15 protein-coding genes are annotated in these 21364 nt (G+C 71.7%); 2 read left to right on the top strand and 13 right to left on the bottom strand.

What is annotated here, in order from left to right:
- Positions 1 to 146: 146 nt before the first annotated feature.
- Entirely contained in the window at positions 147 to 1403 is a 1257-nt protein-coding gene (locus tag ACFYL6_RS00075) for a phosphodiester glycosidase family protein (protein ID WP_387165500.1), read from the bottom strand.
- A gap of 359 nt (positions 1404 to 1762) precedes the next feature.
- Between ACFYL6_RS00075 and ACFYL6_RS00070 the strand changes: the two genes are divergently transcribed.
- Complete coding sequence (locus tag ACFYL6_RS00070; protein ID WP_387165498.1) at positions 1763 to 7225, top strand: carboxyl transferase domain-containing protein; 5463 nt, start codon at positions 1763 to 1765, stop codon at positions 7223 to 7225.
- Positions 7226 to 7310: 85 nt separating this feature from the next.
- Here ACFYL6_RS00070 and ACFYL6_RS00065 read toward each other — a convergent pair whose 3' ends face one another.
- From ACFYL6_RS00065 to ACFYL6_RS00010, 12 genes are all read right to left on the bottom strand, one after another.
- Positions 7311 to 7772: a hypothetical protein gene (locus ACFYL6_RS00065; RefSeq protein WP_387165496.1), complete on the bottom strand. Its 462-nt coding sequence runs from the start codon at positions 7770 to 7772 to the stop codon at positions 7311 to 7313.
- A 54-nt stretch (positions 7773 to 7826) separates the two neighbouring features.
- Entirely contained in the window at positions 7827 to 8714 is an 888-nt protein-coding gene (locus ACFYL6_RS00060) for a peptidoglycan DD-metalloendopeptidase family protein (protein ID WP_387165494.1), read from the bottom strand.
- 72 nt (positions 8715 to 8786) lie between these two features.
- Positions 8787 to 9845, bottom strand: a complete 1059-nt coding sequence (locus tag ACFYL6_RS00055) for a threonine aldolase family protein (RefSeq protein WP_387165492.1) — start codon at positions 9843 to 9845, stop codon at positions 8787 to 8789.
- 17 nt (positions 9846 to 9862) lie between these two features.
- Positions 9863 to 10441, bottom strand: coding sequence for a sigma-70 family RNA polymerase sigma factor (locus tag ACFYL6_RS00050; protein WP_387165490.1), 579 nt, complete (start codon positions 10439 to 10441; stop codon positions 9863 to 9865).
- 171 nt (positions 10442 to 10612) lie between these two features.
- Positions 10613 to 12439 (bottom strand): ABC transporter ATP-binding protein, encoded by a 1827-nt coding sequence (locus ACFYL6_RS00045; RefSeq protein ID WP_387165488.1) that lies wholly within the window; start codon positions 12437 to 12439, stop codon positions 10613 to 10615.
- Complete coding sequence (locus ACFYL6_RS00040; RefSeq protein ID WP_387165486.1) at positions 12436 to 14142, bottom strand: ABC transporter transmembrane domain-containing protein; 1707 nt, start codon at positions 14140 to 14142, stop codon at positions 12436 to 12438. Before ACFYL6_RS00040 ends, ACFYL6_RS00045 begins: the two co-directional genes overlap by 4 nt.
- 55 nt (positions 14143 to 14197) lie before the next feature.
- Positions 14198 to 14788 carry a gluconokinase gene (locus ACFYL6_RS00035; RefSeq protein WP_387165484.1) on the bottom strand — a complete coding sequence of 197 codons (591 nt, stop codon included), beginning with the start codon at positions 14786 to 14788 and terminating at the stop codon, positions 14198 to 14200.
- Positions 14778 to 16007: a D-mannonate dehydratase ManD gene (gene manD, locus ACFYL6_RS00030; RefSeq protein WP_387165482.1), complete on the bottom strand. Its 1230-nt coding sequence runs from the start codon at positions 16005 to 16007 to the stop codon at positions 14778 to 14780. Before manD ends, ACFYL6_RS00035 begins: the two co-directional genes overlap by 11 nt.
- A gap of 31 nt (positions 16008 to 16038) precedes the next feature.
- Positions 16039 to 17187: a galactonate dehydratase gene (dgoD, locus tag ACFYL6_RS00025; RefSeq protein WP_387165480.1), complete on the bottom strand. Its 1149-nt coding sequence runs from the start codon at positions 17185 to 17187 to the stop codon at positions 16039 to 16041.
- Positions 17188 to 17193: 6 nt separating this feature from the next.
- Positions 17194 to 18009 carry a carbohydrate ABC transporter permease gene (locus tag ACFYL6_RS00020; protein ID WP_387165478.1) on the bottom strand — a complete coding sequence of 272 codons (816 nt, stop codon included), beginning with the start codon at positions 18007 to 18009 and terminating at the stop codon, positions 17194 to 17196.
- A complete protein-coding gene (locus ACFYL6_RS00015; protein ID WP_387165476.1) occupies positions 18006 to 18959 on the bottom strand; it encodes a carbohydrate ABC transporter permease in 954 nt (317 codons plus the stop codon). Before ACFYL6_RS00015 ends, ACFYL6_RS00020 begins: the two co-directional genes overlap by 4 nt.
- A 75-nt stretch (positions 18960 to 19034) precedes the next feature.
- Positions 19035 to 20321 carry an ABC transporter substrate-binding protein gene (locus tag ACFYL6_RS00010; RefSeq protein ID WP_387165474.1) on the bottom strand — a complete coding sequence of 429 codons (1287 nt, stop codon included), beginning with the start codon at positions 20319 to 20321 and terminating at the stop codon, positions 19035 to 19037.
- 135 nt (positions 20322 to 20456) lie between these two features.
- Here ACFYL6_RS00010 and ACFYL6_RS00005 point away from each other — a divergent pair, with 135 nt between their 5' ends.
- Positions 20457 to 21221, top strand: coding sequence for a FadR/GntR family transcriptional regulator (locus ACFYL6_RS00005; protein ID WP_387165472.1), 765 nt, complete (start codon positions 20457 to 20459; stop codon positions 21219 to 21221).
- Positions 21222 to 21364: the final 143 nt, after the last annotated feature.

Below are 21364 nucleotides of genomic sequence, written 5' to 3'. Positions count from 1 at the left end.
GGGTCGGACCGTCCTGGTCCGTCACCGGGGAGACGACCCCACCCGCACCCGATCGCTCTCGTTGTCGGAGAGGAAGGACGCCAGCGCCTGCCCCAGCTCGGTCACGGCGGCCCACCGGGCGGGGCGAATTCGAGCGGGTGCACCGATCAGTGCTTGCCCACGAAGATCCCGATGCCGTTGGCGACCATTCGCTCCGTACCGTCGGACGGGCTGTTGCGGGCGGTGGCCGCGGCCTGGCCCGGCTCGCGGACGGCGACCGTGCTCGAACCGCCGCCGTCGAGGTTCACGGCGGCGTCCGCGCCCAGCGAGCGCATCAGGTCGGCCAGTTCGGCGATCGTGAACCCGGCGCTGGCCGGGGCACGGCCGGCCAGGGCGACCAGGTAGACGGTCCGACCGTCGGGGCTGACTCCGGCCGCGCTGCGTACCGCGGCGGTCTTGGTGTCCAGGCCGGCCAGCGGCGCACCGTCGCGCAGGATCGGCGCGCCACCGACAGCGAAGGTCAGCTTCGGTTTGCCGGCGGAGACCAGCTTCTCGCGCACCTGCACCCGGTCACCGACGGCGAGGTCGTCGAGCGCGTCCGCGCCGCCCTCCCGACCGACGAGCACCTGGGTATCGGCCGGGATCGCGCCCGCGCCGGGCGTCTGACCCACCGCGGTCACCACACCGTCGCGGACGGTCACCTCGTAGGTGTGGGTGCTGCACGGGTCGCTGCGGCTCGTGTCGGTGCCGCAGGTGGACCGGACCCGGGAGGCGGTTCCCCAGTCGGCGGTGAACAGGCCGACGCCGCCGACCGGGAGGGCGTACTGGTTGAGGCCGCCCAGCGCGATCGTGCCCTTCCCGCTGCGCACCTCGCCGTCCAGGCTCAGGGTGTCGACGCGGGCCTTGCCGTTCACGCCGACGCCGAACACGTCGCGGGTCGAGGTGCCGGGGGCGAGGCCGGGGCCGAAACGCTGCGCGGTCGGCACCGCGAACTTCAACTCCTCGCCGTCGGCGATCTCCGGACCGGACGACGAGTAGGTCGGGGTGACGCCGGTGTGCGTCTCACTGTTGTTGAAGAAGTCGCCGTTGACACCGGCGACGGCACCCTGCTGGTTCGTCATCGCCGAGACGACAGTGCGCTGCGCCACCGCGTCGGGGTGCAGCAGGTCCAGGGAGACCGTGTTCTTCTTCAGGTCGGCCGTGAGCAGGTAACCGACGGTCACGCCCCGGGGCGTGGTCACCTCGAACGAGCCGTACGTGACGCCCGGGGCGAGCTGCTCGGTCGAGGTGATGGTGATCGGGGTGCCCGTCGCGGGTACCGTGGCGGTCGCGGCGTGGGCGACGCCGGCCGGCGTGACGAGCGTGGTCAGCCCTGCCGCGAGCAGCAGCGCCAGACGTGGGCGTACGAGGTGCGGTGACCTCATTGCCGCTCCTTTCCTGGTGCGTTCCTGGCCTGGGCCGGGATGGTCGAGCCGGGCCGGCGGTTGACCGGGCCGGCGATGATCTTCCTGGTCAGCCGATCACCCGGGGGTGAACGCGGGAGGCTGCGGACGTGAACCGCCCGCACCGTCCTGATCAACTGCCGGAGCGGCCGGGTCGGGTCGACGGAGGTCGGCGCGGTCCCGGGGGTGCCAAAAAGTTTTGTGCACTTCCTACAACTGAGGGACGGTGGGTTCGGTGGTTGCGCCATAGCGCTGGCCGCCGCCACGCGGAAAGGTGATCACTGCTGGGAGCCGTCGTCTCTCGGCACGCAGGGTCGAGGTCTAGCTAAGGGGTTCTTCGGGTGTTCAACCGTGTCGCCATCGTCAACCGTGGTGAAGCCGCCATGCGGCTCATCCACGCGGTCCGCGAGCTGGCCGCGGAGACCGGCATCCAGCTCGAAACCGTGGCTCTCTACACCGATGTCGACCGCAACGCCACGTTCGTCCGCGAAGCGGACATCGCCTACGACCTCGGCCCGGCATCTGCCCGCCCCTACCTGAACCTGGCGGTGCTGGAGCGCGCCCTGACCGAGACCGGGGCCGACGCCGCGTGGGTCGGTTGGGGCTTCGTCGCCGAGGATCCGGCGTTCGCCGAGCTGTGCGAGAAGATCGGCGTCACCTTCGTCGGGCCGAGCCCGCACGCCATGCGCCAACTCGGCGACAAGATCGGCTCGAAGCTGATCGCCGAGGAGGTCGGCGTGCCGGTCGCGCCGTGGAGCCGTGGCGCCGTCGAGACCCTGGACGCCGCACGTGCCTCGGCGGCCGAGGTCGGCTACCCGCTGATGCTGAAGGCGACCGCGGGCGGCGGCGGGCGCGGCATCCGCGTGATCAGGAACGAAGCCGAGCTGGTCGACGCGTACGAGCGCACCAGCCAGGAGGCGGCGCGGGCCTTCGGCAGCGGCATCGTGTTCCTGGAGCGCCTGGTCACCGGGGCTCGGCACGTCGAGGTCCAGGTGATCGCCGACGGACAGGGCACCGCGTGGGCGCTCGGCGTCCGCGACTGTTCGGTGCAACGACGCAACCAGAAGGTCATCGAGGAGTCGGCGTCGCCGGTGCTCGACCCGGCGCAGGCCGCCGAGCTGAAGACGTCGGCCGAGCGGCTGGCCGTGGCGGTCGGTTACCGCGGCGCGGCGACCGTCGAGTTCCTCTACCACCCCGGCGACCGGTTGTTCGCGTTCCTCGAGGTCAACACCCGCCTGCAGGTCGAGCACCCGATCACCGAGCTGACCACCGGGTTCGACCTGGTCAAGGCACAGCTGCACGTCGCCGCCGGCGGGCGGCTCGAAGGTGCGCCGCCGGCCGAACGCGGGCACGCCATCGAGGCGCGGCTCAACGCCGAGGACCCCGACCGCGACTTCGCGCCGTCGCCCGGCCGTATCGCCCGGCTGGACCTGCCCAGCGGCCCCGGCATCCGGGTGGACACCGGCGTCAGCGAGGGCGACACCATCCCGGCCGACTTCGACTCGATGATTGCGAAGATCATCGCCTACGGCCGGGACCGCGACGAGGCGCTCGGCAAGCTGCGCCGGGCGATGGCGAACACCACGGTGATCATCGAGGGTGGGGCGACGAACAAGAGCTTCGTGCTCGACCTGCTCGACCAGCCCGAGGTGATCGACGCCAGCGCGGACACCGGCTGGATCGACCGCGTCCGCGGCGAGGGCCGGCTCGTCACGCACCGCCACTCCGCGGTCGCCCTGGCCGCCGCCGCCATCGAGGCGTACGAGGAGGAGGAGCGCGTCGAGCGGCAGCGGCTGCTGTCGACGGCGGCCGGCGGACGCCCGCAGGTGCAGCACGCCAGCGGCCGACCGTTGGACCTCAAGCTGCGCGGCGTCGGCTACCGCACGCGGGTGGCGCGCGTCGGCGCGCACCGGTTCCGGGTCGGCATCGAGACCGGCCCGGTGGTGCGCACCGCCGACGTCGAACTCGACCGCTTCGACAGGCACACCGGTCAGATCGTCGTCAACGGCATCCGCTACCGCCTGCTCACCGGCACGTACGGGCCGACCCACCTGGTCGAGGTGGACGGCGTGACGCACCGGGTCAGCCGGGACGAGGGTGGCGTCCTGCGCTCCCCGATGCCCGCGCTGGTCGTCGCCACGCCACTGGAGGTCGGCGCCGAGGTCGAGGCGGGCGCGCCGGTGCTGGTGCTGGAAGCGATGAAGATGGAGACGGTGCTGCGGGCGCCGTTCCGGGCGCGGCTCAAGGAGTGCGCCGTCTCGGTGGGCAGCCAGGTGGAGGCCGGTGCGCCGCTGCTGCGCCTGGAGCCGCTCGCGGACGACGCCGAGGAGACCACGGACGACCCGAGCACCGAGACCGTCGAACTGGACCTGCCCACCGCCACCACGGACATCCCGGCGGACGAGCGCAGCAGGCGCGGTCAGGAGGACCTTCGCGGTCTGCTGCTCGGCTTCGACGTCGACCCGCACGACGACCGCCGGGTGCTCGACGACTACCTCACCGCACGGCGGGCGGCCACCGAAGCCGGTCAGCGGCCCCTGGCCGCCGAACTCGACCTCATCGACGTGTTCGCCGACCTCGCCGAGCTGAGCCGCAACCGGCCGACGGGCGAGGACGGCGGCGCCGCGCACGTGCACAGCGCCCGGGAGTACTTCCACACCTACCTGCAGAGCCTCGACGTCGAGCGGGCCGGGCTGCCGGAGGCCTTCCAGACCAGGCTCGGCAAGGCGCTCGGCCGGTACGGCGTCACCGACCTGGACCGCACTCCCGCCCTCGAAGCCGCCGTCTTCCGGATCTTCCTCGCCCAGCAGCGTGCGTCCGCGGACGCGCAGGTCGTCGCGGCGCTGTTGCGGGCCTGGCTGCGGGAGACCCCGCCGGACGAGACGCTGCGCGAGCCGGCCGGTCTCGCCCTGGAGCGGCTGATCGCCGCGACGCAGGTCCGCTTCCCCGTGGTCGCGGACCTCGCCCGCGGCGTGGTGTTCGCCTGGTTCGCCCAGCCGCTGCTGCGCCGCAACCGCGCCCGCGTCTACGCCGAGGTCCGTGGGCACCTGCGGCACCTGGACGCGCACCCGGACGCGGCGGACCGCGCCGAGCGCATCGCCGAGATGGTGCGCAGCACCGAGCCGCTGGTCCGGCTGCTCGGGCAGCGGCTCGTCCGCGACCACCTCGACAACGCGGTGATGTTGGAGGTGCTGACCCGGCGGTACTACGGCAACCGGTCGCTCACCAGCGTGCGTACCCGCGCGGTCGGCGACTGCACGTTCGTGGTCGCCGAGCGCGCCGACTCGAGCGTGGTCTCCGCCGCGGTGAGCTTCGACGCGCTGGGCAGCGCACTGCGCGGGCTGGCCGAGCTGGCCACCGGCGAGGACTCCGTGGACGCCGACATCTACCTCGGCTGGGAGAACCAGCCGGAGGACTTCGACGCGATGGCGGCGGCGCTGGCCGAGGTCGTCGCCGCGCACCCGCTGCCGCCCCAGGTCCGTCGGGTGACCACCACCGTCGCGGGTCGCGGCGGGGCGGTCATGCACCACCACTTCACCTTCCGCCCGTCGGGCGCCCAGTTGACCGAGGACCGACTGATCCGTGGGCTGCACCCGTACATCGCGCAGCGGATGCAACTGGAGCGGCTGCACAAGTTCGACCTGACCCGGCTGCCGTCGTCGGACGAGGAGGTCTACCTCTTCCAGTGCGTGGCGCGGGAGAACCGGGCCGACGAGCGCCTCGTCGCGTTCGCGCAGGTGCGTGACCTGACCGAGCTTCGCGAGCAGGACGGCCGTCTGGTCGCGCTGCCGACGGCCGAGGACGCCATCGCGACCTGCCTCGACTCGATCCGCCGCGCCCAGTCGCGGCGGCCGTCGAAGACGCGCTTCAACACCAACCGCATCGTGGTCTACGTGTGGCCGCCGAGCGAGCTGACCCGCGAGGAGATGGAGATGATCGCCGGGCGGGTCCGCCCGACGACCGCGGGCGCCGGCCTGGAGGAGATCCTGTTCATCGCGCGGCAGCGCGACCGCCGGACCGGCGAGCTGACCAGGATCGCCGTACGGATCTCGTTCGACGCCGCGGGCGGCGCCGAGCTGGCCGTCGGGGAGCCGCCGGTCGAGCCGATCGAGCCCCTCGACGAGTACCGGCTCAAGGTGCTGCGGGCCAGCAGCCGCAACACCGTGTACCCGTACGAGCTGACCGGCCGGCTCGGTGACTTCGTCGAGTACGACCTCGACGACCACCACGTGCTGGTGCCGGTGGACCGGCCGAAGGGGCGCAACGGCGCCGCCATCGTGGCCGGGGTGGTCACCACGCCGACCGAGCGCTACCCGCAGGGTGTCACCCGGGTGGTGCTGCTCGGCGACCCGACGAAGTCGCTGGGCGCCCTGTCCGAGCCGGAGTGCCGGCGCGTGATCGCCGCACTGGACCTGGCCGAGCGGATGCAGGTGCCGCTGGAGTGGTGGGCGCTCTCCGCCGGCGCGCGGATCTCGATGACCTCCGGTACGGAGAACATGGACTGGGTGGCCGCGGCGCTCAAGCGGATCGTCGAGTTCACCCAGGCCGGCGGTGAGATCAACATCGTGGTCGCGGGCATCAACGTCGGGGCGCAGCCGTACTGGAACGCGGAGGCGACGATGCTCATGCACACCAAGGGCATCCTGGTGATGACGCCCGACTCGGCGATGGTGCTCACCGGCAAGCAGTCGCTCGACTTCTCCGGCGGTGTGTCGGCCGAGGACAACTTCGGCATCGGCGGCTACGACCGGGTGATGGGGCCGAACGGGCAGGCGCAGTACTGGGCGCCGAACCTGACGGCCGCACGGGACGTGGTGATGGCGCACTACGACCACACGTACGTCGCGCCCGGCGAGGACGCGCCCCGACGGGCGGTCACCACCGACCCGACCGACCGCGACATCTCCGACTTCCCGCACGACGTGGCGGGCAGCGCCTTCGCCACCGTCGGGGAGATCTTCTCCGTCGAGTCCAACCCGGACCGCAAGAAGCCGTTCGACATCCGTACGGTGATGCGGGCCCTCTCCGACCAGGACCACCCGGTGCTGGAGCGCTGGGCCGGCATGGCGGACGCGGACACCGCGGTCGTGCAGGACGTCCACCTCGGTGGCATTCCGGTCTGCCTGCTCGGCATCGAGTCCCGGTCGGTGCCGCGGCACGGCTTCCCGCCCACCGACGGCCCGGACACGTACACGGCGGGCACGCTGTTCCCCCGCTCGTCGAAGAAGGCCGCGCGGGCGATCAACGCGGCCAGCGGCAACCGGCCGCTCGTCGTGCTGGCGAACCTGTCCGGCTTCGACGGCTCACCGGAGTCGATGCGCAAGCTGCAACTGGAGTACGGCGCCGAGATCGGCCGGGCGATCGTCAACTTCCGGGGACCCATCGTCTTCTGCGTGATCTCGCGCTACCACGGCGGTGCGTTCGTGGTGTTCTCGAAGGCGTTGAACCCGAACATGACGGTGCTGGCGCTGGAGGGCTCGTTCGCCTCGGTGCTCGGTGGAGCACCCGCCGCCGCGGTGGTGTTCTCCGCCGACGTCAACGCCCGTACCGCGGCCGACCCCCGGGTACGGGACCTGGAGGCCCGCACCGCCGCCGCGACCGGCACCGAACGCGCCGCGCTGACCGCGGAGCTCGACGAGCTGCGCTCGTCGGTGCGCGCGGAGAAACTCAGCGAGGTGGCCGCGGAGTTCGACCGGGTGCACAACATCCACCGCGCCGTCGAGGTCGGCTCGGTGGACGCGGTCATCCGCGCCGCCGAGCTGCGTCCGCGCATCATCGAGGCCATCGAAACCCGGCTGGGTTAGCGCGGGCGGTACGCCCACACCAACGTCAGCGCCACCGGTCGTCGACCGGTGGCGCTGACCGTTAGGGGGTGGTCCGCTGAGCGGTCTAGCTGAGCGCCGCGTTCAGCGCGACGGCGACGACGAGCCAGACGATGACCGTGGCGATACCGACGCCGACCATGACGAGCGCCTTGACGGCGGGTGCCATCCGGGTGCGGGCAACTGTCAGGTTCGCCAGGACGCCGAACGCCCCGACCAGTCCACCGATGATCCCGCCGACGGTGAACAGCAGGATCGGTAGCAGGGCGAGGATGCGCAGGAGGACCGGTATCGAGGGCCCGGTCCGGTGCTGCACACCGTTGACCTCCACGGTCGGGTAAGGGTCGGCGACGGCGGTGCGTACCGTGGCCTGGACGACACCACCGTCCGCTGTCGGCAACGCGTAGCGTTTGCCAATCCTGGGGGCCGGCACCCCGGCCACGGTGACGGCAGGGCGCCCCCCGAAGGCTTTGGTGGTGACGACAATCGGGCCGGCTACGCCCGCGACGTGCAGAGGTTCGGTGTTCACCGGCGTGATCTTAGGAAGCGCGGCGCACCTCGTCCATTCCGTTGATCGAGCGGGTCAATCCCACTGGTTCTGGTTGAGGAACCGGGCGAAGCCCCGCCACGAGTTCGGCCCCATCGCCCCGTCGATCGGGCCGGTGTAGCCCCACCCCGAGGCGAGCCGCTGAACGGCCTTCCAGGTGTTCGTCCCCGGCACGCCGTCGAGAGGACCGGTGTAGCCGTACCCGCGCATGGCCTGCTGCAGGGCCGCGTAGGTCCCCGCACCGGGAACGCCGTCGATCGGGCCCGTGTAGCCGGAGGTGATCCGCAACCAGTTCTGCATCCGCTTGTAGAAGACGGTGCCGGGGATGCCGTCCTGTTCGGTGGACGTCTTCGGCAGGCCGCCGCCACCCGGGTTCTGGCCGATGTAGGTCAGCGGGTTGATGCGGACGCCGCTCGGGTTGATCATGTGCCAGTGCAGGTGCGGGCCGGTGGAGCTGCCTGATCCGGGTGCGCCCACCGCGCCACCGGACCGCCCGACGATCGCGCCCGCGCTCACGGCGGTGCCGTTGGCCAGCAGGAACTGGGACAGGTGCAGGTACTGACTGCGGTAGCCGTCCGCGTGCTGGATGGTGACGGTGTGGCCGCCCGTACCGTTGTTCGGGATGTTCTGGATCGTGCCGGCGCCACAGGCCGGCAGGTTGGTCCCGACGCCCATCCCGAAGTCGATACCGCCGAGCGAACCGCTGTTGAGGTGGTCCTGCCAGGTGCCGGTGATCCGGTAGCCGGCGAACGGGTTGTAGATCACGGGTGCGGCGGACGCGATCCCCGGCAGGCCGACGACACCGCCGACAGCCAGGGCACCGGTGGTCAACACGGTGCCGCGCAGCAGCCTGCGACGGCTCAACCCGGTCGGCGGCCGTTCCCCGTCGCCGCCACAGCAGACGGGTGGATGTTCGTGGTTCATCGCCGGCCTCCGTACGGTCGCAGTTGACCATGGACCAGCCGAGGGTAGCCGCCGCAGTGGCACGGATCAATGTCAGGTGGCGTGGCGCAGCAGCTCGTGGAGGAACGTGACGACCTCGTCCGGGGCGAGGTCCATGGCGTTCTCCCCGACGCTGACCTCGAACGAGCACCTGTCCGGGGCCGGCGCGGACCGTACCCGCCCGAACAACTCCACCCCGTCCGCGGCGAGCAGGGCGTCGGCGGCCCGCATCGCGGCGTCCGGGCCGACCGGGAGGTGGACGTGGAAGATCGGCGTCTGCGGTGGGTCCGGGAAGGCGCGGGCCACCCCGTCGGCGTTGATGGCCGCCGCGATCGCCACCGCATGCTCCCGGTGCGCCGGCAGCCGGGGCACCACTGTGTCCAGGCCGTGCAGTGCGGTGAGCGCCAGCGGCCACGCGTCGTAGACGTCGCCGCCGAGCCGCCGGCGCCACACCCGGGCCTCGGCCACCAGGGCGGCGTCCCCGGCCAACGCGGCACCGCCGACGCCCTGCAGTCCCTTGTAGAACGAGACGTACGCGGTGTCGAACAGCGCGGCGATCTCGGCGAACGGCCGCTGGTAGTACGTCTGGGCCTCCCACAGGCGCGCGCCGTCGAGGTGAACGGCCGCGCCGCGCTCACGCATCGCTTCGGTCTGCGTGACGAGGTCGTCCCACTCCGGCAGCAGCCCACCGATGTCCCGTTGCGGCAGCTCCCAGACCGCCGCCGCGAGCGGTTCGGCGACGGAGGCGAGATCGGCCAGGGTCATCAGCCGGTGGCGGTCGCCGACGGGCTGGAAGCGCAACCCGTGCACGACGGCGTACCCCTGCTGCTCCCAGGCCTCCAGGTGACACTGCGGATGGGCGGCGAAGGCCCGCCGGCCGCGGCGGTCGGCGTGGATGCGCAGGGCCACCTGCTGCGCCATCGTCCCGGACGGGAAGAAGAGGGCTTCGTCAGTGCCGAGCAGGGACGCCACGCGCCGTTCGAGGACGGCCACCGGCCCGTCCGGTCCGTTCGGCGGCGTGGCCGGGTCGACCTGGGCCAGCATCGACCGCAGCAGGTCGTACGGTCGGCGGCGCAGCTCGGAGTGCAGGAACAGGGAACGCCGCACACTCATTGCGGCAGTATCCACCTTCAGCCGGTTCGTCGCCCGTGGCCCGGGTCGGTGTCGGCCTGCCAGGCGGCGACGAGATCCTCGCGCGCCCGGGCGACCCGGGATCGGATCGTGCCGACGGGGCACTGGCAGACGTCCGCCGCCTCGGCGTAGGACAGGCCGAGCACCTGGGTGGCGACGAACGCCTCGCGGCGCTCCCGGGTCAGGCCGGCGATCAGCTGGTGCAGGGTCACGCCCTCGTCGGCACCGCCGGTGATCGCACCGGCGGCCTCGGCCGCCGCCTGCCAGTCCGGCACCGACGCCGTCCTCGGCCGGGCCACCGCCGTCCGGACGTGGTCCACGGCAACGCGCCGGGCGATGGTGAACACCCAGGTACGGGCCGACGAGCGGCCGGCGAAGCCGGGCAGGTTGCGGATCGCCCGCAGGAACGTCTCCTGGGTCAGGTCGTCGGCCTCCCCCGGCCCGGCCAGGTGTGACAGGAACCGCCAGACCTGGTCCTGTAGTGCCCGGATGAACGCCGTGGCGGCCTGCCGGTCACCCTGGCCCGCCTCCCGCGCCCACCGGGTCACCTGGTCGTCGTCAGCGACGCCGTTTCGCACAGACCACCGTCCTGTGTGCCACGGGCCGCTCCTCGATGCCGAGATGCCGCCGTCGGAACGCCGCCGGTCGGCCGCGCACTCTGGTGGTCGCCGACCGGTCCGGAAAAGTTCCCGGGGTTCCCACGTTCGACTGATTTCGCGGATGTCCGAGGGGACGGGAACCGGGGCCGCTCAGCTCGGGACGGGCTGGTCCGCGTTCTCGCGTTCGCGCGGGACCACGAGGTCGGGCACGCTCCACGAGCGCCACAGCTGGCTGTACCCGCCCCCGGCCCTGAGCAGCTCGGCGTGGGTGCCGTGCTCGGCGACCCGCCCCTGGTCGAGGACGACGACGCGGTCAGCGGTGGCCGCCTGGCTGAGTCGGTGGGCCACGATCAGCGTGGTACGGCCCTCGGTGGCCGCCACGGCGGCGCGGTCGAGGTCGCGCGCCCCCGCGCTGCCCGCCTCGGCGGTGGCCTCGTCGAGGACCGCGACGGCCGGGTCGGCGAGAGCGAGGCGGGCCAGCGCGAGCTGCTGGGCCTGGGCCGAGGTGAGCTGCCGCCCACCCTCCCCCACCGCGGTGGCGAGACCGTCCGGCAGGGTCCGCACCCACTCGGTGGCGCCGACGAGGTCGAGGGCGGCGGCGATCTCGGCGTCGGTGGCGTCCGGGTCGGCGAGGCGCAGGTCGTCGGCGAGCGGCCCGGCGAAGACGTGCACCTCCTGGCTGATCAGGGCGATCTCGCGACGGAGGCGGTGCTCGTCGAGCTGTGTCAGCGGCACGCCGCGCAGGGTCACCGCGCCGTCGGTGGGCGCGATGATGCCGGCGATGATGCCGGCGAGGGTGCTCTTGCCCGCGCCGCTCGCGCCGACCAGGGCGACGCGCTCCCCCGGTGCGAGACGCAGGGCGATGTCCCGCAGCACCACCGGCCCGTCGTCGTAGCGGTGCTGCGCGACGGTCACCTCCAGTGCCGCCGGTACGGCCCGGTCGGGACGGGCGGGCTCGGTGCCGGCGGGGGCCGCGGTGTCCGGCAGGGTGGTGACCCCGACGAGTCGGGCCAGGCTGGCCCCGGCCTGCAACACCGAGTCCGACTCGAACAGCAGCAGGCCGATGGGGTTGAAGAGGCGGTGGAAGTAGAGCGCGGCCGTGGTGGCGGCTCCGACGGTGGCCAGGTCGCCGCGTACCAGCAGGAAGCCGGCGAGCAGCACGGCGGCGAGCCCCACGAACTCCGAGCGGTTGATGCGCAGCCCGAAGCGGGTGTAGAGACCGAAGATCTCCAGCGACAGGTCGCGGGCGACGCCGGAGCGCTCCGCGATCCGCGCGACGTGGGCGTCCTCCATCCGGTAGGCGCGCACGGTCGCCGCGCCCCGCAACGCCTCGGCCGTCGCCTGCGCGCGCTCGCCGGTCGCCACCCGCTCGCGGGCGTAGTAGGGCACCGAACGCTTGAGATACCAGCGCAGCGCCACCGCGTACGCCGGGGCCGCGGCCAACCCGGCGACGCCGAGTCGCCAGTCGAGGGCGAAGAGTCCCGCCGCGGTCAACACGACGGACAGCAGCGCGCCGAGGAAGGCCGGTCCGCTGGTGGCGATCACATTCGTCACCACGGCCACGTCGTCGCCGGCACGGGCCACCAGGTCCCCGGTCCCGGCCCGTTCCAGGGTGGCCGACGGCAGGTGCAGGGCACGGTCGAGGACCCGCTCCCGGAGTCTCGCCAGCACGGTCTCGCCGAGGCGCGCGGCGACCGCCGCTCCGACCGCGGTGAGGAGTCCCGCGAGTACGGCGGCGCCCGCGATCACACCGGCCCAGGCGATCACCCGTGGCGTGTCGGTCCCGGCGATGACGTCGTCGACGAGGCGGCCGAGCACCCAGGGGGCGACCAGCCCGGTCGCGGCGGCGGCGACCAGCAACGTGCCGGCGACGGCGCTGAGCCCGGGCAGGAGGGCCAGCTCGGTACGGAGGGCGGCCCAGGTCTGCCGGCCGGTGGCCGTCGGCAGCAGGTGCCGGGTGATCGGTTCGCACGTCATCGCAGGGTCTCCTCCCGGTAGCGGGCGTCGCTGGCGAGCAACCGCTCGTGCGGACCCTCGGCGACGACCCGTCCCCGGTCGATCACCGCGACCCGGTCGGTGATCCGCAGCAGCGCCGGGCTGGTGGTGATCAGCACCGTGCCGCGGGTGCCCGCCCCGCGAGCCTCGGTCAGCCTGGTGGCGAGCAACCCCTCGGTCACCGCGTCGACCGCCGTGGTGGGGTTGTGCAGCACCAGCACCGGCGGGTCCGCGACGAGCGCCCGCGCCAGCCCGATCCGTTGCCGCTGCCCGCCGGAGAGGTTCGCCCCGCGTTCGGTGAGCAGGCGGTCCAACCCGTGCGGGTGCGCGGCGAGCACGTCCTCCGCGGCGGCGGCCCGCACGGCAGCACGCAGGACCTCGTCGTCGACGGAGGCGCCGGCACTGAGGTTGGCGCGCAGCGTCCCCTCGAACAGCGCCACGTCATGCTGCTCGACCAAGACCACGGCGCGCGCGGCGTCGATGTGCAACTCGTCGGCGGGAACGCCGTCGACGCGGAGCGTCCCCCGGTGCTCCGCACGGGGCACCCGGCCGGCCAGCAGCGCGACCAGCGCCTCGGCCTCACTCGGGTCGTAGGCGAGCACGCCCAGGATCTCCCCGGCGCGGACGCGCAGGCTGACGTCGTCGAGGCCCGCGTACGAGACCCCGTCGAGGGCGAGCCGGGACGGGCTCGGGGCGGGCGGTCCGGCGTCACCCGGCTGCACCACCGGAGCGGCGCCGAGGACCCGGGCGACCCTCCCCGCCGAGGCTCGGGCCATGGCGAACAACTGGACGCAGTACCCGAGCGTCTGCACCGGCTCGGCGATGAACTGGGCCAGCCCGACCACGGCGACGAGTTCACCGATGGTGAGCCGGCCCTGCAGCGCGAGCCAGCCCGCGGCTCCGGCGACCGTCGCGAGGAAGAGTCCGTTGACGGTGGTGGTGAGCCCGAGGTGCAGGCCCTTGGTGGTGGCGGCGCGCAGGGTGACGTCGAGCGCGTGGCGGCTGGCCCCCGCGTACCGGCGGGCGGCGTGGTCCTGTGCGCCGATGCCGCGCAGCACGCGCAGGCCGGTGACGAGGTCGACGGCGAGGGCGGTGGTGGCGGCGAGCGCCTCCTGCTGCGACGCGCTGCGCCGGGTGAGCAGCGGCGCCATCCGCTGAAGGGCGACGACCAGCAGGGGTACGCCGATGAGCACCCCGAGGCCGAGGGGTACGTCGACGACGAGCAGCGCGACGGCCGCGACCACGATGGCGGTGAGCGCCGCGGCGGTGAGTCCCGCGACCCGCACGACGAGCGCGGACAGCTCGGCGTCGGAGGCCGTCACGGACAGTAGCTCGCCGTCGCGCAGGCCCGACCGGCGTCCACGCGGGTCGAGGGCGCTGCGGACGATCTCGACCCGCGTGGCGTGCGCCTCGTGTTCGACGGCGGCGAACGCCAGTCGCGCGCCGGCCCGGTAGGCGAAGGCGAGCACGGTGAACAGGGCGGCCAGGCCGGCCAGCGAGAGCAGCAGGGCGCGGACGTCCCCGGTGGCCACCGCACGGTCGATGACCACGCCGATGGCCACCGGGACGAGGGCTTCGGTGGCCTGGTGGGTGCAGAGCAGCGCGATGCCGGCGGCCACCCGGGCGCGCTGTCGACGCAGCGCGCGACGGAGCACCACAGCACCGGTGGTCTCGGCGACTGTCACGCTCGGATCGATGAGGGCACGGCGGGGACTCCACTTACGATTAGGGCAGGCTAACCTAACATGCCTCCGGAGCGCCTGCGGATGCGCGGTCCCGGTGCTCCCCCACCGGCACCGGACCAGGCAGGCCGAGGCCCGTGACGGCCGCCGCGACCAGGGCTTCCGGGGCCAACGAGACATCGAGGACGAGCACCGACTCGTCCGGCTCGGCCGGTTCCAGCGTGGCGAGCTGCGACTCCAGCAGACTGGCCGGCATGTAGTGCCCCTCGCGCCGGGCCAGCCGGGCTCGGATGACCTCCGCCGGCCCGTCCAGGTGCACGAAGTCCACCCGGAGCGGGCCCTGGCGGAGCACGTCCCGGTACGACCGCTTCAACGCCGAGCAGGCCAGCACCGTCGAGCGACCCTCCGCGCTGCGATCGGCGATCCACCCGGCGATGTCCCGCAGCCAGGGCCACCGGGTGGTGTCGTCCAGCGGTACGCCGGAGCGCATCCGCGCCACGTTCTCCGGGGAGTGGAACTCGTCCGCCTCGGCGAACGTCAGCCCGGTCGCGGCGCTGATCCCCCGCGCCACAGTGGTCTTGCCGGCCCCGGAGACGCCCATCACCACGACGTGTCGGGTGGGCCGGGGGCCGCGCCGCTCACCAGTCATGGACCGTGCCGTCCTTGAGCCGGTTGAACGGCAGGTACGCCGGCTCGTACGGGAACCGGGCCGCCACCTCCTCGTCGAGCTCCACCCCGAGCCCCGGTTGGTCGCCGGGGTGCAGGTAGCCGTCGGTGAAGGTGAACGACTGCCGGAACACCTCGTTGGCCAGCGGCGTGTGCTTCATGTACTCCTGGATGCCGAAGTTGTGGATGGCCAGGTCCAGGTGCAGCGCCGCGGCCATACCCACCGGGGAGATGTCGGTGGGGCCGTGGATGCCGGACTTGATCTGGTACTGGGCGGCGAAGTCGAGCAGCTTGCGCATGGCGGTGATGCCGCCGGTGTGGGTGACCGCGGACCGGACGTAGTCGATCAACTGTTCGCGGATCAGGGTCTGGTAGTCCCAGACCGTGTTGAAGACCTCACCGATGGCCAGCGGGGTGGTGGTGTGCTGGCGGACCAGCCGCAGCGCCTCCTGGTTCTCGGCCGGGGTGCAGTCCTCCAGCCAGAACAGGTCGTACGGTTCGAGGGCCTTGCCGAGCTTGGCGGCCTGGATCGGGGTCATCCGGTGGTGACCGTCGTGCAGCAGCGGCAGTTCCGGGCCGAACTCGCCACGCACCGCCTCGAAGACCGACGGCAGGTGGCGCAGGTACGCGCGAGTGTCCCAGTCCTCCTCGGCGGGCAGCGGGGTGCGCTGGGCGGGCTCGTAGTCGTAGCGCTGGCCGGTGGAGCTGGGCTGCGCGGCCACACCGTAGACCGCGTTGATCCCCGGCACCGAGGTCTGCACGCGGATCGACCGGAAGCCCTCGTCGAGGTGGCGGCGGATCGAGTCGAACAGCTCGGGGATGTCCCGCCCCGACGCGTGCCCGTACGCCATGATGCCGGTGCGGGACGCGCCGCCCAGCAGTTGGTACAGCGGCATGCCGGCGGCTTTGGCCTTGATGTCCCACAGCGCGACGTCCACGGCGGCGATGGCCGCCATGGTGACCGGGCCGCGCCGCCAGTACGCCGACCGGTACAGGAACTGCCAGGTGTCCTCGATCCGGTGCGGGTCCCGCCCCATCAGCAGCGGGGCGACGTGGTCGCGCAGGTACGAGGCGACGGAGAGCTCACGGCCGTTGAGCGTGGCGTCGCCCAGGCCGGTGATGCCCTCATCGGTGGTGATCTTGAGGGTGACGAAGTTCCGGTCGGGGCTGGACACGATGACGTCTGCTGCGACGATCTTCACGGGGTGCCTTTCGTTCTTACCGGTCGGGGTCTCACCACTCCGCGTAGGAGCCGTCGGGGTGCCGCCAGGTCGGGCTGCGCCAGGCGTGCCCGCGCTTGTCGGCCGTTCGCACCGCGTGTTCGTCGATCTCGATGCCGAGACCAGGCGCGGTCAACCGCTGCACGTACCCGTCCACGAAGGTCAGCGGGGTCTGGTCGAGGCAGTAGTCGAGCACCTCGGCGCCCTGGTTGTAGTGGATGCCGATGCTCTGCTCCTGGATCAGGAAGTTCGGTGTGGCGAAGCCGACCTGCAGGCAGGCGGCGAGGGCGATCGGCCCGAGCGGGCAGTGCGGGGCGAGCTGTACGTCGTACACCTCGGCCAACGTGGCGATCTTGCGAACCTCGGTGATGCCGCCGGCGTGCGCGAGGTCCGGCTGGGCCACGGCGATGCCGGCCTGCAACACGGGCAGGAACTCCTGCCGGCTGTAGAGCCGCTCCCCCGTCGAGACGGGGGTGCTCGTGCAACGGACGACCTCACCGATCAGGTGCGAGTTCTCCGGCACCACCGGTTCCTCCAGGAAGAACGGCCGGTACGGCTCCAGCAGCGGGGCGACCCGCCGGACGTTGGCGAGGGTGAACCGGCCGTGGAAGTCGACCGCGACGTCGCGGTCGTCGCCGAGGACCTCGCGGGCGACGGCCACCCGTCGCACCACCGCGTCGAGGTCGGCGACCGAGGCGAGCGGGCCCATCCGCCCGGACGCGTTCATCTTCACCGCGGTCAGGCCCGCCTCGATCCGGGCACTGATCTGGTCGCGGATCTCGGCGGGCTCGTCACCGCCGATCCAGCCGTAGACCCGGATCCGGTCCCGGACCGGCCCGCCGAGGAGCTGGTGCACGGGGGCGCCGTAGTGCTTGCCGGCGATGTCCCAGAGTGCCTGGTCCAGACCGGCGACCGCGCTGGCCAGGATCGGGCCACCCCGGTAGAAGGACCCCTTGGTCAGCACCTGCCAGTGGTCCTCTATGCGCAGCGCGTCCCGACCGGTGAGCAGCTCGCTGAGCTGGTGGACGGCCGTGCGCACGGTCTCGGACCGGCCCTCGCAGGTCGCCTCGCCCCAGCCGACGATGCCGGACTCCGTCTCGATCCGGACGAACAGCCAGCGGGGCGCGACCAGGAAAGTCTCTACCTTTGCGATCGTCGTCATGACCGGTCAGCCCTTCGTGGCACCGGCGGTGAGACCGGAGACGACGTACTTCTGCACGAACAGGGCGATCAGCATGATCGGCAGGGTGACCACGGTCGCCGCGGCCATCAGGCCGCCCCAGTCGATGCTGGCGTAGCCGACGAAGTCGAAGATCGCGACGGGCAGCGTCTTCGTGTCGGAGCCGGAGAGCACCAGGGCGAACATGAAGTTGTTCCAGGAGAAGATGAAGGAGAGGATCCCGGCGGTCGCCACGCCGGCCACCGACAGCGGCAGGGTGATCCGCCGGAACGCGCCGATGTGGGTCAGCCCGTCGACAAGCGCGGCCTCTTCCAACTCGGCCGGCAGGCCGTCGAAGTAGCCCATCATGATGTAGACGATCAGCGGCAGCGACACGAACATGTGGCTCAGGATCAGCACGGTGAAGCCGCCGACCATCTTCAGGTTCGAGAAGACGTAGTACCAGGGCACCAGGAGCGAGACGCCGGGGATCACCCGGGCCATGAGCACGACGAGCGCGGACTTCTTCATGCTGAACCGGCTCATCGAGTACGCGGCGGGCACCCCGAGCAGGAGCGAGAGCGTGGTGGCCGCGAACGCCACCCAGAGGCTGTTGCCGATGAACTCGAGATAGTTCGCCTGCTGGAGAACTGTCTCGTAGTTCTTCAGGCTGGGCGAGAAGGCGAACGCCTTGGCGGTGTCGTAGATGTCCACGTTGGTCTTGAACGACGCGGCGATCATCCAGAGCAACGGCGCCATCAACGCGAAGACCACGACGACCAGAGCCGACGTGCGGAACACCCGGTACGGCTTGCTCGGCTTCATCGGCCCAGCCCCTTCTTGCGATAGGTGAGGGCCCACATCACCCCGATGATGATCAGGAAGAAGATGATGAGGACTGTCGACGAGACGCCGTAGTCGTTGTAGTCGAAGCTGAGGCCGTACGCGTACACGTTGAGGGTCTCGACCTCGTGGAAGGACCCACCGCCGCGCCCCTTGGTGGCGTAGAGGATGTCGAACGTCTTCAGCGCGTCGATGCCGCGCAGCAGGATGGCGACGATCACCGTGGGCATCAGCAGCGGCAGGGTGACGTGCCGGAACCGCTGCCAGCTGCTGGCGCCGTCGATCCGGGCGGCCTCCTGGGGCTCGTCGGAGAGCGAGGTGAGCCCGGCGAGCAGGATCAGCACGACCATCGGGGTCCACTGCCAGATGTCGATGAACATCGTCGTCGGCAGGGCCGAGTGCTGCCCGGCCAGCCAGGGCTGGGGGCCGATGCCGATCCAGCCGAGCAGCTGGTTCGCCATCCCGATGTTCGGGTCGAAGATCAGGCGCCACATCATGCCGACCGCCACCGGAGTGGCCACCAGCGGCAGGAGGATCGCGACGCGGACCCACTTCTCACCGCGGAAGGGCCGCCACAGCAGTAGCGCGATCGCCATGCCGAGGACGACCTCGAAGAACAACACGACGCCGGTGAAGAGGACCGTTCGCCAGACCGCCGGCCAGAACCGGTCGGTGTCGGTGAGCACGTCGAGGTAGTTCTGGAAGCCGATGAACTCCGACTCGGCGCGCACCGAACCCTCGGCGTCGGTCAGGCTCAGGTACCCGGTCCACGCCACCGGAAAGATGATCAGCACGGCGACGAACGCCATGGCGGGTGCCGCGAAGAGCCACTTGCGGTGGTCGTTGGCCCAACGCGACCAGGCCGACGTCGTGTCCAGGGACGCCGCGGGGGCCTCGGGCGAATCGGTACGGGGGGTGAGAACGGCTGACATTGAGATCTCCGGGTTGGAGGGGTCAGGTCCCGGCGAGGCGGCGGAGCCGGTCGGCCCCGCCGCCCAGCGCGTGGGTTACTTCGCCTCGTCGTCGAGGAACTTCTGGAACGCCGCGTTTGCCGTGTCCGCCGAGCTGGCGGCGTCCTTGCCGGTGATCGCGTCGACGATCGGCTGGCCGACGATCTCCCGCGCCTGGGCCACCTTGACCACCAGCGGACGGTCGTGCCCGACGCCGTTGGCGGTGCTGACCGTGTTGGCCTCGGCAAGATCCTTGGGGTAGGAGGCGGTACCCGCCGGGTTCGCCCAGACCGAGGTACGGGCGCCGGGTACGCCGGCCGTCTGCTGCGCCAGCGCCTGCTCCTTGCCGGCGGCCCACTGGATGAACTTCCAGGCGTTGTCCTTGTTCTCCGAGCTGTCGTTCACCCCGAGGGCCCAGGACGGGATGTTGTACGGCTTCGACCCGGCCGGGCCGGCCGGGAAGGCGGCGAAGCCGACGGAGTCGACGACCTTGGACTTGGTCGGGTCGGTGGCGTTCTTGTAGAGCGAGTTGGCCTCGGTGTAGAAGGCGGCCTTGCCCTGCGTGAAGATCGCCATCGCCTCCGACCAGCTCATGTCGGTGCTGATGTTCTCCGGGCCGTGGTCCCGGAGCAGCCCGCCGTAGTAGGCGTACGCCTGCTTGGCCTGCTCGGTGTTGACGGTGGCCTTTCCGCTGGAGTCCACGAAGTCGCCGCCGAAGCTGAAGAGGAAGCTGGAGAACTGCGTGACGGCGGCGGCCTTGCCGGTACGGGCGACGAAGCCGGCGACGCCCGGGTTGTCGGCCTCGATCTTCGCGGCCTGCGCCTTGAGCTCGTCGAGGGTCTTGGGCGGCGCGGTGAAGCCGGACTTCGTCAGCAGGTCCTTGCGGTAGTAGAGAACCTCCTGCTCGGTGATGATCGGCAGCCCGACGACCTTGTCCTCATAGGTCGTCGCCTGCACCGGCCCGGCCTGGAAGTCACCGAACTCGAAGGCGCTGTCGGACTTGACCCTCTCGCTCAGGTCGGCGAGGTACTTGTTCTTGCCGAACTGCTTCCCCTCCTGCAGGGGCCGGTACATCATCACGTCGAGGTCGGTGGACCCGGCGTTGAGCTTGACGTTGTACTGGTCGGAGAGCTGGTCCTCACCGAGCTGGGTGACCTCGACCTTGAGCCCGGACTGCTTCTCGAACTCCGGCAGGGCCTTCTTGATGTTCTCTGTCCACACGTGGTTGACAAGTGTCACGCGGACGGTCTTCGAGTCCTCGCCGCCGCCATCGCCGCCGCAGGCGGCCAGGCCCATGGCGGCGACCACAGCCAGAGAAGTGCCGATTATCGATCGACGTCGCACGCTTGTCTCTCCTTCTGTCGTGGCCGCCGCCCCCGAGAGAGCCGCTACCTCGGTGTTACATCCGCTTAACATCGGGATGCTAGGCCGAATAAGCTGATTACCTCAAGAGGTACATGCAAATGATATGATCTTTGGGTGGAACCGTCCTCACCAGAGGTTGCAGCCGCCCCGGCCCTTCCCGTCGAGTCCGGGCTGCACGCGCGCGTCCTCGAACACCTCGGCACCGCCATCTGCGGCGGCGAAGTGGCACCCGGATCGGTCCTCAACATCGACGAGCTGGTCGACCGGTACGCCGTGTCCCGCTCGGTCGTCCGCGAGGTGCTGCGGGTGCTGGCCTCGATCGGGTTCATCGAGGCGCGCCGACGGGTAGGTGTGATGATCCGGCCGGCGAGCGCGTGGAACGTCTTCGACCCGCAGGTGATCCGCTGGCGCCTCGCCTCGGCCGGCCGGATGGCCCAGCTCCGCTCGATCACCGAACTGCGCACCGCCGTCGAGCCACACGCGGCCTTCCTGGCCGCCAGCCGGATCGGCCATGACGAGGCGAGCGACCTCGTCGGGCTGGCGGCGAAGATGTGGGCGGCCGGCGAGGCCGGTGACGAGGAGCGCTTCCTGCACCTCGACATCGAGTTTCACCGGCGCGTCCTGCTCGCCTCCGGCAACGAGATGTTCGTCCGGCTCCAGGACCTGGTCGCGGAGGTGCTCACCGGCCGGCACAAGCACCACCTCATGCCACACCACCCGCACGAGCAGGCCCTCCAGATGCACGCCGACGTCGCCCAGGCGATCCAGCGGCGCGACGGTGAGCGTGCCCGGCAGGCGATGGTGCAGCTGATGGAGCAGGCCTTCGACGAGATGAAGTCGCTGTGGGAGCAGACCGCCCTACCCGACCGAAGCGCGTAGACCACAGGAGGGGGGGGCCCGCCGGGGGGGCCCCCCCGGGGGGGGGGGGGGGGGGGCGCCCCCCCCCCCCGGGGGGTTGGGGGGGGGGGGGCCGGGAACCGGTTTGGAGGAGGGGCCGGGGGGCGCGATTCGGGGGCCCGCAG

It is taken from the genome of Micromonospora sp. NPDC007208 (assembly GCF_042869175.1).
GTDB classification, from domain to species: Bacteria; Actinomycetota; Actinomycetes; order Mycobacteriales; family Micromonosporaceae; genus Micromonospora; species Micromonospora foliorum.
This window is presented reverse-complemented; position numbering and strand designations above follow the sequence as displayed.

What these genes read in the sequence shown, in the direction of transcription:
- ACFYL6_RS00075 (WP_387165500.1), bottom strand. Translation starts at nt 1,403, where the DNA reads ATGAGGTCACCGCACCTCGTACGCCCACGTCTGGCGCTGCTGCTCGCG.
- ACFYL6_RS00060 (WP_387165494.1), bottom strand. Translation starts at nt 8,714, where the DNA reads ATGAACCACGAACATCCACCCGTCTGCTGTGGCGGCGACGGGGAACGG.
- ACFYL6_RS00055 (WP_387165492.1), bottom strand. Translation starts at nt 9,845, where the DNA reads ATGAGTGTGCGGCGTTCCCTGTTCCTGCACTCCGAGCTGCGCCGCCGA.
- ACFYL6_RS00045 (WP_387165488.1), bottom strand. Translation starts at nt 12,439, where the DNA reads ATGACGTGCGAACCGATCACCCGGCACCTGCTGCCGACGGCCACCGGC.
- ACFYL6_RS00035 (WP_387165484.1), bottom strand. Translation starts at nt 14,788, where the DNA reads ATGACTGGTGAGCGGCGCGGCCCCCGGCCCACCCGACACGTCGTGGTG.
- dgoD (WP_387165480.1), bottom strand. Translation starts at nt 17,187, where the DNA reads ATGACGACGATCGCAAAGGTAGAGACTTTCCTGGTCGCGCCCCGCTGG.
- ACFYL6_RS00020 (WP_387165478.1), bottom strand. Translation starts at nt 18,009, where the DNA reads ATGAAGCCGAGCAAGCCGTACCGGGTGTTCCGCACGTCGGCTCTGGTC.
- ACFYL6_RS00015 (WP_387165476.1), bottom strand. Translation starts at nt 18,959, where the DNA reads ATGTCAGCCGTTCTCACCCCCCGTACCGATTCGCCCGAGGCCCCCGCG.